General features: G+C 66.7%; 12 protein-coding genes and 1 pseudogene. 9 read left to right on the top strand and 4 right to left on the bottom strand.

Annotated features, from left to right (window positions below; all coding sequences use genetic code 11):
• Nucleotides 1-262: pseudogene (locus GTH22_RS20945) on the top strand (Hint domain-containing protein); the annotation flags it as partial.
• An 84-nt stretch (nt 263-346) separates the two neighbouring features.
• On the opposite strand, the gene GTH22_RS20940 reads toward GTH22_RS20945, so the two are convergent.
• Entirely contained in the window at nt 347-847 is a 501-nt protein-coding gene (locus GTH22_RS20940) for an Lrp/AsnC family transcriptional regulator (protein ID WP_252947537.1), read from the bottom strand.
• 175 nt (nt 848-1022) lie between these two features.
• Between GTH22_RS20940 and trxB the strand changes: the two genes are divergently transcribed.
• The 5 genes from trxB to GTH22_RS20915 all read left to right on the top strand — a co-directional run bounded on the left by trxB (nt 1023) and on the right by GTH22_RS20915 (nt 7995).
• Nucleotides 1023-2012, top strand: a complete 990-nt coding sequence (gene trxB, locus GTH22_RS20935; RefSeq protein ID WP_252947536.1) for a thioredoxin-disulfide reductase — start codon at nt 1023-1025, stop codon at nt 2010-2012.
• A gap of 104 nt (nt 2013-2116) precedes the next feature.
• Entirely contained in the window at nt 2117-3901 is a 1785-nt protein-coding gene (locus GTH22_RS20930; RefSeq protein ID WP_252947535.1) for an SLC13 family permease, read from the top strand.
• 129 nt (nt 3902-4030) lie between these two features.
• Nucleotides 4031-6106, top strand: coding sequence for a bifunctional sulfate adenylyltransferase/adenylylsulfate kinase (locus GTH22_RS20925; protein ID WP_252947534.1), 2076 nt, complete (start codon nt 4031-4033; stop codon nt 6104-6106).
• A 107-nt stretch (nt 6107-6213) separates the two neighbouring features.
• The gene (locus tag GTH22_RS20920) at nt 6214-7068 is read left to right on the top strand and encodes a glycosyltransferase family A protein (RefSeq protein ID WP_252947533.1); all 855 of its coding nucleotides are present in this window, start codon (nt 6214-6216) and stop codon (nt 7066-7068) included.
• 141 nt (nt 7069-7209) lie between these two features.
• Nucleotides 7210-7995 (top strand): hypothetical protein, encoded by a 786-nt coding sequence (locus GTH22_RS20915; RefSeq protein WP_252947532.1) that lies wholly within the window; start codon nt 7210-7212, stop codon nt 7993-7995.
• Here GTH22_RS20915 and GTH22_RS20910 read toward each other — a convergent pair.
• Both GTH22_RS20910 and GTH22_RS20905 read right to left on the bottom strand, forming a co-directional pair.
• Entirely contained in the window at nt 7982-8218 is a 237-nt protein-coding gene (locus tag GTH22_RS20910) for a DUF1150 family protein (RefSeq protein WP_252947531.1), read from the bottom strand. The genes GTH22_RS20915 and GTH22_RS20910 overlap by 14 nt on opposite strands.
• A 57-nt stretch (nt 8219-8275) precedes the next feature.
• Nucleotides 8276-8689, bottom strand: a complete 414-nt coding sequence (locus GTH22_RS20905) for an Hsp20 family protein (RefSeq protein ID WP_252947530.1) — start codon at nt 8687-8689, stop codon at nt 8276-8278.
• Nucleotides 8690-8857: 168 nt separating this feature from the next.
• Between GTH22_RS20905 and GTH22_RS20900 the strand changes: the two genes are divergently transcribed.
• From GTH22_RS20900 to GTH22_RS20890, 3 genes are all read left to right on the top strand, one after another.
• On the top strand, nt 8858-9076 hold the full coding sequence (locus GTH22_RS20900) for a YdcH family protein (RefSeq protein WP_252947529.1): 219 nt from the start codon (nt 8858-8860) through the stop codon (nt 9074-9076).
• Nucleotides 9077-9139: 63 nt separating this feature from the next.
• On the top strand, nt 9140-9628 hold the full coding sequence (gene purE, locus GTH22_RS20895; RefSeq protein WP_252947528.1) for a 5-(carboxyamino)imidazole ribonucleotide mutase: 489 nt from the start codon (nt 9140-9142) through the stop codon (nt 9626-9628).
• Entirely contained in the window at nt 9621-10694 is a 1074-nt protein-coding gene (locus GTH22_RS20890; protein WP_252947527.1) for a 5-(carboxyamino)imidazole ribonucleotide synthase, read from the top strand. The genes purE and GTH22_RS20890 overlap by 8 nt, the downstream gene beginning before the upstream one ends.
• Here GTH22_RS20890 and GTH22_RS20885 read toward each other — a convergent pair.
• Complete coding sequence (locus tag GTH22_RS20885; RefSeq protein WP_371928378.1) at nt 10684-11409, bottom strand: esterase/lipase family protein; 726 nt, start codon at nt 11407-11409, stop codon at nt 10684-10686. The two genes, GTH22_RS20890 and GTH22_RS20885, sit on opposite strands and share 11 nt — an antisense overlap.
• Between the last annotated feature and the right edge of the window lie 27 nt (nt 11410-11436).

Genomic DNA, 11436 nt, shown 5'->3' with positions numbered 1-11436 from the left:
CGGAGTCAGCGTGATCGAGATTTCACCGATGTCGCCGCAGAAGGTCTGGCAGCTCTGCTTTGAAGGGCAGCAGACGTTTTACGCGAACGGGGTGCAGGTGGAGAGCTTTCACCCCGGGCTGAAATCGGAGGCGATGCACGACCGGGAAATGTCGGCGCTGTTCCTCGCGCTGTTCCCGCATATCGACCGCTTCGAGGATTTCGGGCCGATGGATGTGCCTCGGCTGACGGCCTTCGAGCTGGAGAACCTGCGCGCCGCCTGAGCGGCGCCGAACGGAATCGAGCAGAAAGGCGGCCCCGTCCCCTCGGCGGGGCCGTCGCTTTTTTGGCAGCAAGATGGGCGGCGGTCAGGCGCTCTTGGCGAGCCGTGCTTCGAGCACCTCGAAGGGCACGCCCGGGTCGTCCTTGGCGCCCCGGATCACCAGCGAGGTCTTGACGCTGGCCACGTTGGGCGCGGTCAGAAGCTGGCCGGTGAGGAAGCTCTGGAAGCTGGAGAGGTCGGGGGCGACGCATTTGAGGATGAAGTCGATCTCGCCGTTCAGCATGTGGCACTCGCGCACCAGCGGCCAGGCGCAGCAGCGCTGCTCGAAGGCGGTCAGGTCGGCCTCGGCCTGGCTGTTGAGCCCGACCATGGCGAAGACCTGCACCTCGAACCCGAGTTCGCGGCTGTCGACCTCGGCGTGGTAGCCCTTGATATACCCCGCCTCTTCAAGCGCGCGCACCCGGCGCAGGCAGGGCGGCGCGGAAATGCCGACCTTCTCGGCCAGCGCCACATTGGTCATCCGCCCGTCGGCCTGAAGCTCGGCGAGGATGTGGCGGTCGATTTCATCAAGTTTGGAAGTGGCCATATTCTCCCCCGGTTTGGCGGTTTTTACTCTGGGGCACGACTTTGCGCAAGAATGTTTCGTGTTTGCGCAAGAACCGGAACGCCTGTCCTGCTGTAAGGCCCCTGCCCTTTCTCTTGCCGGTCGGGAGGCCTATATGGCCTGACACAGTTGATTCCAGCGAGGCAAGGGGACCGCCATGAGCGAGACGCGCCACACCAAGACCCTTATCATCGGCTCCGGTCCGGCGGGCTACACGGCGGGCGTATATGCAAGCCGCGCCATGCTCAACCCGATCCTCGTGCAGGGCATCGAGCCGGGCGGGCAGCTCACCACCACCACCGAGGTCGAGAACTGGCCCGGCGATACCGAGGTGCAGGGCCCCGACCTGATGGTGCGGATGGAAGCCCACGCCAAGGCGATGGGCTGCGAGATCATCGGCGACATCATCGTGGAGCTGGATACCGAGAGCCGCCCCTTCGTGGCGAAGGGCGACTCGGGCAACATCTACACCGCCGACTCGGTCATTCTGGCCACCGGCGCGCGGGCCAAGTGGCTGGGGCTGGAGAGCGAGGAGAAGTTCAAGGGCTTCGGCGTTTCGGCCTGTGCCACCTGTGACGGCTTTTTCTATCGCGGGCAGGAGATTGTGGTGATCGGCGGCGGCAACACCGCCGTGGAGGAGGCGCTGTTTCTGACCAACTTCGCCAGCAAGGTGACGCTGATCCACCGCCGCGACGAGCTGCGGGCGGAGAAGATCCTGCAGGACCGGCTGATGAAGAACCCCAAGATCGAGACGCTGTGGTTTCATGAGCTTGAGGAAGTGGTGGGCGAAGACAACCCGCTGGGCGTGGAGGGCATTCGGGTGCGCCACACCAAGACCGGCGAGATCACCGAGATCCCGGCCAAGGGCGTTTTCGTGGCGATCGGCCATGCCCCGGCGACCGAGCTCGTCAAAGGCAAGCTGGAGCTGCACAACGGCGGCTATGTAAAGGTGAAACCCGGCACCACCGAGACCTCGGTGCCCGGCATCTTTGCCGCCGGCGATCTGACCGACCACAAGTATCGGCAGGCCGTGACCTCTGCCGGCATGGGCTGCATGGCCGCGCTCGACGCCGAGCGCTGGCTGGCCGAGCAGGGCGAGGCCGCCGAGCCTGCGCCGGAAGCCGCCAACGAGCCTGCGAGCGCCTGACTTTATTTTGCATCGGCAGCCGTCCGCCCCTTCACGGGCGGGCGGCGCAACTTATCTGCTGATCGCGGCGTTATGCGCCGGGTGGTCCCTTGGCGTGGTGCAACATGGCAGACATTGCCGGTTTCGTGACGGAATGGCAGGTGGTGATCGCGCTGGCGCTGATCGGCCTGCTGCTGGTGCTCTTCGTGCTCGAGCTCTACCCGCCCGAGGTGCCTGCCGCCGGGATCGCCGCGGTTTTCGTGGCGCTGGGATATGTCGACGGCAAGGAGATGCTCGGCGTCTTCTCCAACTCCGCCCCGCTGACGGTGGCGGCGATGTTCGTGCTGTCGGGCGCGCTGGTGCGGACCGGGGTGCTGGAGGCGGTGTCGGATGCGGTGATTGCGCGCTCGGCGCAGCATCCGCGCCGGGCCCTCGCGCTGATGGTGGTGGTGACGCTGCTGGCCTCGGCCTTTGTCAACAATACGCCGGTGGTGCTGGTGCTGATCCCGGTGGTGATCCGGCTGGCGGCCGCGCTTGGCCTCGCCTCGACCCGGCTGCTCATTCCGCTCAGCTACATTGCCATCCTCGGCGGCACCTGCACGCTGATCGGCACCTCGACCAACCTCGTGGTGGACGGGGTGGCGCAGGCGCAGGGGCTTGAGGGCTTTTCGATCTTCGAGATCACGCCGGTGGGGCTGATCGTGGCGGGTGCGGGCATGGTCTACCTGTTCCTCGCCGGGCGGTTTGCGCTGCCCTCGCGCCCCGACAGCGACCCCGGCGCGCTGATGGGCGAGGCGACCTACATCACCGAGGTGGCGGTGCTCGACAACGGGCTGGTGGGCAAGGCGCTGGGGCAGGTGCCGGCGCTGAACCGCAACGGCATGAAGGTGACCGGCCTCAAGCGCCGGGGCGAGACCCGCCGCAGCGAGCTGGCGAGCCAGGTGCTGGAGGCGGGCGACCGGCTGATCGTGACCGCCACCACCTCGGAGCTGCTGACGCTGCACGAGGCGGCGGGCCTCAGCGTGGGCCTGCGCCGGGGCGACCGCTTTGAGGGCGAGGTGGCGCAGGTGGAGGTGGTGGTGGCGCCGCAGAAATCGCATGCCGGGCGGAGCCTGCGCGAGCTGTCGCTGGGGCGGCGCTACGGGGTGCGGGTGCTGGGGGTGCATCGCCACGGACATGCGACCGCCGGGCCCGACCTTGGCTCGGTGCGGCTGCGGGCCGCCGACAAGCTGCTGCTGGAGGGCCCGCCCGAGGCCTTCTCGACGCTGGAGGAAGAGGCGCAGCTGATCTCGGTCAGCCGCCCGGTGGGCCGCGCCTTCCGCCGCGGCCGCGCCCCGCTGTCGCTGATTGCCCTGCTCGGGGTGGTGGCGCTGGCGGCCTTCGGGGTGATGGATATTGCGACCCTTTCCATGCTGGCCGTGGCCGCGATGCTGATCTTGCGCTGCATCGACGCCGACGAGGCATGGGGCGCGCTGGACGGGGCGATTTTGGTGCTGATCTTCGCCATGCTCATCATCGGCATCGGGTTGCAGAACACCGGCGCGGTGGAGGCCATCGTGGGCGCGGCAACCCCGGTGCTGGCCGGGATGCCGCCGGTGATCGCGCTGGCGCTGGTTTACCTGCTGGCCTCGGTGCTGACGGAGACGGTGACCAACAACGCCGTGGCCGTGCTGCTCACCCCCATCGCCATCGGCCTCGGCTCGGCCCTCGGGGTGGACGCGCGGGCGATGGTGATCGTGGTGATGTTCGGCGCCTCGGCCAGCTTTGCCACGCCGATCGGCTACCAGACCAACACGCTGGTCTATGGCGCGGGCAACTACCGCTTCACCGACTTCCTGAAGGTGGGCGTTCCGATGAACATCGTTGCCGGGCTGGCGACGATCGCGGCGGTCTGGGCGCTCTATCTCTGAGGCGGCCCCGGAAGGCGGGCAGGACGCGGTGTTTTGGCAACAAATTGCCGCAGGCGTGTATCTTCGGGTTTTCTTTACGCCTCTCATGTCAGATGTGTTCATCAATGAACACACTTTGAGTCGCCTGCGATGACCACGCATCAGCCCCGCCTGCCCCTGCCGGAAGAGGACCAGCTCTTCCGCCTTCTGCGCCAGCTCGACACGGCGCCGGAGGCCTCGCAGCGCATGACGGCCGAGGCGCTGGACATTTCACTGGGGCGGCTCAACGCATGGCTCCGCGCCGCCACCGAAGCCCGGCTGGTGCAGGTGACCGAGCGCCCCGGACCCGACCGCCGCCAGCGCTTTGCCTATGCGCTCACGCTGCGCGGCGCCTCCGAAAAGACACGGCTCACCGACCGCTTTCTTGCCCGCAAACTTGCTGAATATGACGCCCTGCATGCCGAGCTGACCGGCACCGCAAGTGGCCTCGTCCCTCTCAAATACAGGAGAATTCCAATGCAGAACAACCTCGCGCCGATCCCGGAGCTCTATGTTTCCTACGAGAGCGCCCAGAAGCTGAAGGTCGAAGCCGCCGACCTGACCTCGCATGACCTGACCCCGCGCCAGATCTGCGACCTCGAACTGCTGATGAACGGCGGCTTTACCCCGCTGAAGGGCTTCCTGTCGGAAGAGGATTACAACGGCGTCGTCGAGAACATGCGGCTGGCCGATGGCAGCCTCTGGCCGATGCCGATCACGCTGGACGTGGGCGAGAAGTTTGCCGAGGGCATCGAGCTGGGACAGGACATTGCGCTGCGCGACCAGGAAGGCGTGATCCTCGCCACCATGACCGTGACCGACAAGTGGGAGCCCAACAAGGCCCGCGAGGCGGAGAAGGTCTTCGGCGCCGACGACTCCGCCCATCCGGCGGTGAACTACCTGCACAACCAGGCCGGCAAGATCTATCTCGGCGGCCCGATCACAGGTTTGCAGCAGCCGATCCACTACGATTTCCGCGGCCGCCGCGACAGCCCCAACGAGCTGCGCGCCTACTTCCGCAAGCTCGGCTGGCGCCGCGTCGTCGCCTTCCAGACCCGCAACCCGCTGCACCGTGCGCACCAGGAGCTGACCTTCCGCGCCGCCAAGGAAGCCCAGGCCAACCTGCTGATCCACCCGGTCGTGGGGATGACCAAGCCCGGCGACGTCGACCACTTTACCCGCGTACGCTGCTACGAGGCGGTGCTCGACAAGTACCCGGCCGCCACCACCACGATGAGCCTGCTGAACCTTGCCATGCGCATGGCCGGCCCGCGCGAGGCGGTCTGGCACGGGCTTATCCGCAAGAACCACGGCTGCACCCATTTCATCGTCGGCCGCGACCATGCCGGCCCCGGCAAGAACTCTGCCGGTGACGACTTTTACGGCCCCTACGATGCGCAGGACCTGTTTCGCGAGCACGAGGAGGAAATCGGCATCGAGATGGTCGATTTCAAGCACATGGTCTGGGTGCAGGAGCGCGCGCAATACGAGCCGATGGACGAGATCAAGGACAAGGATGACGTCACGATCCTGAACATCTCGGGCACCGAGCTGCGCCGCCGTCTGGCCGAAGGGCTGGAAATTCCCGAATGGTTCTCCTTTCCCGAGGTGGTGAAGGAGCTGCGCCGCACCCGTCCGCCGCGGGCCAAGCAGGGCTTTACCGTGTTCTTCACCGGCTTCTCGGGCTCGGGCAAGAGCACCATCGCCAACGCGCTGATGGTGAAGCTGATGGAGATGGGCGGCCGCCCGGTGACGCTGCTCGACGGCGATATCGTGCGCAAGAACCTCTCCAGCGAGCTGGGCTTCTCGAAGGAGCACCGCGACCTGAACATCCGCCGCATCGGCTATGTCGCCAGCGAGATCACCAAGAACGGCGGCATCGCAATTTGCGCCCCGATCGCGCCCTATGCCACCACGCGCCGCGCGGTGCGCGAGGACATCGAGGAGTTCGGCGCCTTCATCGAAGTGCATGTCGCCACCTCGATCGAGGAGTGCGAAAAGCGCGACCGCAAGGGGCTCTACAAGCTGGCGCGGGAAGGGAAGATCAAGGAGTTCACCGGCATCTCCGACCCCTACGACGTGCCCGAAACCCCCGAGCTGCGGGTTGAGACCGAAGGCACCGACGTGGACCACTGCGCCCACCAGGTGCTGCTCAAGCTGGAGCAGATGGGGCTTGTTGCGGGCTGATGTGCCCGGCAGCGGACTGAAGTGATCGGAAAGCCCCCGGCCAGAGTGCGCGGGGGCTTTTCATTGGTGCCATTGCCTCTTTTTCGCCCTGCGCCTACTTCTTGCTCATGCGCACACCCCGCCTTGTCATCAGCCTCACGTCCATTCCGAGCCGCTTCCCGGAGATCGGCCCGACGCTGGACGCCCTCTTGGCCCAGACTGCACAGGTCGAGGAGATCAGGCTGCACATTCCGCACCGGTACAGGCGATTTCCGGAATTCGACGGAACGCTGCCGAAGGTGCCTGCTGTCATTCGCATCGTGCGGCCCGAAGAAGACCTGGGCCCCGCAACCAAGGTGCTGTTCACGGCCGAGGATCTGCGCGGTGAAGAGGACGTGCAGATTCTGTTTTGCGATGATGACCGGCGCTATGCACCGGATTGGGCCGCGACCCTTGCAGCGGCACAAGCGGAGCGGCCCGGCGAGGCGGTGGCGCTGTCGGGCTGGGAAGTGGACGAGCGCCTTGGCCTTGCCACACCAGCCGGCCGGCGCGAGCCCCGCCATCGCCGCCGCGATCGCCGATGGGACTGGGCCTATCGCCGGGCGCGCATCAAGCAGCAATGGGCCCTGCGCAGCCTTCGAGCCACCCGCCGCAAGCCGCCTCGCCGGCTGATGGACCGGGCCGGCTATGCCGATGTGTTCGAGGGCTTTGGCGGGGTGGTCGTGCGCCCGCAGTTCTTTGGACCCGAGGCACATGACATTCCGTCCGTGGTCTGGACTGTCGATGATGTCTGGCTTTCGGGCCAGCTCGCGCGCAAGGGGATCCCGATCTGGGTGCCGCAGGGCCTCTATGCGCCGCAGACCACCGACGCCGATGATGCCGATGCGCTTTGGCGCAACGTGATCGACGGTGCCGACAACCCGACGGCCAACCTCAAATGTGCCGAACTGATGCGCGATCAATATGGCGTTTGGGGCCCGTAGAAAACGAATACCAGGGACAGGCCCGACATCTCCGATCTCATCATCTCGCTGACCACGATCCCTCCACGGTTTGCCGCCGTTCGGGAAACGCTGGAAACACTGCTGTGGCAGACCGCCAAACCGGCGGAGATACGGCTTTATGTGCCGCGATACTATCGGCGGTTCTCTGATTACGATGGCTCCCCGCCCGAGGTGCCCAAGGGTATTCGAGTCATCCGCACGGAGGACGACCTTGGCCCCGCGACCAAGGTGCTTCCCGCAGCGGCCAGCTTGCAGGGAAGCCCGGATGTGCAACTGCTCTTCTGCGATGACGACCGGCTTTACGACCGGGGCTGGGCCGCGTCGCTCAGCCGGTTGCAGCAGGTGCGGCCGGGCCAGGTTGTGGCCTTGTCGGGCCGCGACATTGACGTGGATCTTGGCGTGGAGCCACCCGCCGACAGGGCAGTTGGCCCGCGCTTCAGAGTGCGCAGCGGCTGGCGCCGTAGCCTCGACGCAGGGTACTTCGTCGACAGCGTCGTGCGACAGCTTCGCGCGGGCAGCCTGCGTCAGCAGCCGCGCGCGGAGCGGGCGGCGCGCCGGTGGGTGGGGCGGGCCGGGTATGCGGATATCCTGCAGGGCTGGGGCGGGGTTGTGGTGCGCCCGAGGTTCTTTGGCCCCGAAGATCTGGACGTGCCTGACGAGGCCTATCACGTAGATGATGTCTGGCTCTCGGCCATGGTGGCACGCAGAGGCGTGCCGATCTGGATCGCCAGCGGCCTGCCCGCGCCGCGCACATCGAAGGCTCACGAACATGAAGCGCTCTGGCAGTTCGCTGCCAGCAGGGGCGACCCGGACGAGCCGGATCGCACCTGCATTTCGTATGTGCGCCGGACGTTCGGGGTTTGGCCGACCTCGGCGGGCCGGAACCCGCCCCTCAGTGCACCGTGACCGGGGACATGTCGTGCTGGCGGGCGAGCACGAAGGCGAGTTCGCGGCCCTGGACCAGCGCGAGGCGCTCGCCCTCGTCGTTGTGCACGGCGTAGATGTCGTCCTGGATCTCGGCCTGGGCGCGGACCTCGTCGGGGAGGTCGTCGACCTCGACCTTGCGGACGTAGACGATGGGGCGCTCGGCCCCGGTGGTTTCTTCGTTAGCAGCAAACTTCGTGTCCATCACACGTCTCCTTTGCAGGTTGCCCGTCCCTCGAAAGTTTCGGCTGGGCTGCCGCGCTCAGGCGCGGTCGATCTTAATGGTCTGCACCACGGTTTCGGGCTCGGCGCGGGTGAGGTCCACGTGCAGGAGCCCGTTTTCCATGGTTGCGCCCGCCACCTCGACGCCATCGGCCAGCACGAAGCTGCGCTGGAACTGCCGCGCGGCGATGCCCCGGTGCAGGAACACCCGGCCATCTTCGTCGTCGGTGTGACGGCCGCGGATGACCAGTTGTGAATCCTCAACCGTGATCGAGAGATCCTGTTCCGAAAAACCGGCCACGGCGAGGGTGATCCGATAGGAACTGTCGCCCGATTGCTCGATGTTGAAGGGGGGATAGCCCTCGTTGCCCGACTTGGCGGTGCGCTCGACCAGCCGTTCAAGCTGCTCGAAACCGAGGAGAAACGGGTGAGCCCCGAGTGTAAGTTTGCTCATCTGGCACAGCCCTTTAGCTTAAGCGACAATGCGGAACGCAGCCCCTTCATGGCGGCCACGAAAGAAATATGGGGGCAGAAGGGCGCTGCGGCAAGGGCTGGGCATTGAGCGGGAGGCCAGAATCCTTATATTCTGCCGCACCTGCCCCAGAGTGAAGACCACCACAAAATGAACGCTCCCGGCGAAATGAGCCATGAAGAGGTGCTCCGCGTGAAGCTGGAAGTGCTCAAGCGCGAGCACCGCGAGCTGGACGAGGCGATTCATGCGATTCTGGAAAAGGGCAAGGGCGATGGCTTTACCCTCCAGCGGATGAAGAAGAAGAAGCTGGCGCTGAAGGACGAGATTGCCCGCGTCGAAGACGAGCTTTACCCCGATATCATTGCGTAACATTGCGTAACCCGGCGGCGCGGCTATAAAGGCCGCTCTTTCGCGGCAGAGGAGCCTTGAAGCATGGCAGAACCCGTTGTGGGCATCATCATGGGCAGCCAGTCGGACTGGCCGACGATGAAGCATGCCGCCGATGTGCTGGACGAGCTTGGCGTGGCCTGGGAGGCGAAGATCGTTTCGGCCCACCGCACGCCCGACCGGCTCTGGGCCTACGGCAAGGAGGCCGCCGGACGGGGGCTGAAGGTGATCGTTGCGGGCGCGGGCGGGGCGGCGCATCTGCCGGGAATGATGGCCTCCAAGACGCGGGTGCCGGTGGTGGGCGTGCCGGTGCAGACCAAGGCGCTGAGCGGGGTCGACAGCCTGTATTCCATCGTGCAGATGCCGCGCGGCTTTCCGGTGGCGACCATGGCGATCGGCGAGGCCGGCGCGGTGAACGCGGGGCTGATGGCGGCGGGCATCCTTGCGGTCTCCGACGCGGCGCTGGCGGAGCGGCTGGAGGCCTGGCGCGAGGCGCTTTCGGCCTCGATCCCGGAGGAGCCGAGCGATGTCTGAGCCGCTCGCGCCGGGGTCGGTGATTGGCATTCTGGGCGGCGGGCAGCTGGGGCGGATGCTTTCGGTTGCCGCCGCACGGCTGGGCTACAGGGCGCATATCTTCGAGCCGGGGGCGGCCCCGGCGGGGGATGTGGCGGCGCGGGTGACACAGGCGGGCTATGACGACGAGGCGGCGCTGAGGGCCTTTGCCGAGAGCGTCGATGTCATCACCTACGAGTTCGAGAACATCCCCACCGCCGCGCTCGACGTGCTGGAGGCGGTGCGCCCGATCCGCCCCGGACGCGAGGCGCTGCGGGTCAGCCAGGACCGGCTGACGGAGAAGGAGTTTCTGCGCGGGCTCGGGCTGGAAACCGCGCCCTTTGCGGCGGTGGCCTCGGAGGCCGAGATGGCCGAGGCGGTGGCGGCAATCGGCGCGCCCTCGATCCTGAAGACCCGGCGGCTGGGCTATGACGGCAAGGGGCAGGCCCGGCTGAAGGCGGCAGAGGATGCCCCCACGGCCTGGGCCGCGATGGAAGGCGCCGAGGCGGTTCTGGAGGGCTTCGTGGACTTCAGCCTCGAGGTTTCGGTGATCGCCGCGCGGGGGCTGACGGGGGAGGTGGTGTGCTTCGACCTTGGCGAGAACCTGCACAAATCCGGCATTCTGGCCACCACCACCGTGCCCGCGAAGCTGCCGCCCCGGCTGGCGGTGGATGCTTCACTTATGGCGGGCAAGATCCTGAATGCGCTGGATTATGTGGGCGTCATGGGGGTGGAGCTTTTTGTGACGCCGGGCGCGCTGATCGTGAACGAGATCGCCCCGCGTGTGCACAATTCCGGCCATTGGACGCAGAACGGCTGCACGGTGGACCAGTTCGAGCAGCACATTCGCGCCGTGGCCGGATGGCCGCTGGGCGATGGCAAGCGGCACTCGGACGTGGAGATGGAAAACCTCATCGGCGACGACATCCTGCGGGTGCCGGAGATTGCGCGGGAGGCCCATGCGGCGCTGCATCTCTACGGCAAGGCCGAGGCGCGGGCCGGGCGGAAGATGGGGCATGTGAACCGGGTGAAGCCGGTTACTCGGTGATCTCCTTCAGCCCCATGGCCACAGCGTCGGCGTAGCCGAGCGAGGGGTCGAAGGCGCCGGTATCGAGAAAGGTCATCACCTGTGCCATGACGACCGGGTTGGTCATCATGAAGGTGTGGGTGACGGGCAGCGCGAGCCAGTCGGCCTCGCCCTCGACATGGGTGTGATCGACGGCGACCTTGCTGTCATCCGGGCCGGGGATGATCGAGGAATAGACCGGGTTGAAGCTGAGGGTGCCGGCGATGATGCCGGGGCCGAACCACGCCGGGCCGAGGGTGTTGGGCACCGAGGCCGGGTCGGTGCCGAGCTGGTCGCCCGCCGGGCCGTTGACGGCAGAAAACAGCGCCCAGTCGGAGAGCGTATCGACCAGTTCGCTGCCCTCGTTGGGCGGCCCCATCATCACCACCCGGCCAAGCCGTTCGGGGCGGGCCTCTTCCAGCCACATCCGCAGCAGGATGCCGCCCATGGAGTGGGTGACGAAATGCACCCGCGCGCCCTCGCAGGCGGCATAGGCGGCGGGCACGGCGGCGACGAGGGTTTCAACCGGCTGGCGGGTGGAGGGGTAGCCCTTGTTGACCACGTTGTAGCCCGCCTCGGTGAGCGCCAGTTCGAGCGGCGCCATGGAGCCGGTGCCGCGGGCGAGGCCGTGGAGCAGCACCACGCAGTCTTTCGCCGCGGCGGGGGCGGCGGAAAGGGCGAGGAGGAGGGCGAGCATCAGGCGCATGGGAGGCATGTAGGCACG

The sequence above is a fragment of the Oceanicola sp. 502str15 genome, assembly GCF_024105635.1.
Taxonomy (GTDB): Bacteria; Pseudomonadota; Alphaproteobacteria; order Rhodobacterales; family Rhodobacteraceae; genus Vannielia.
Note: the sequence above shows the minus strand (reverse complement) of the source record. Positions and strands in the feature narration are given on the sequence as shown.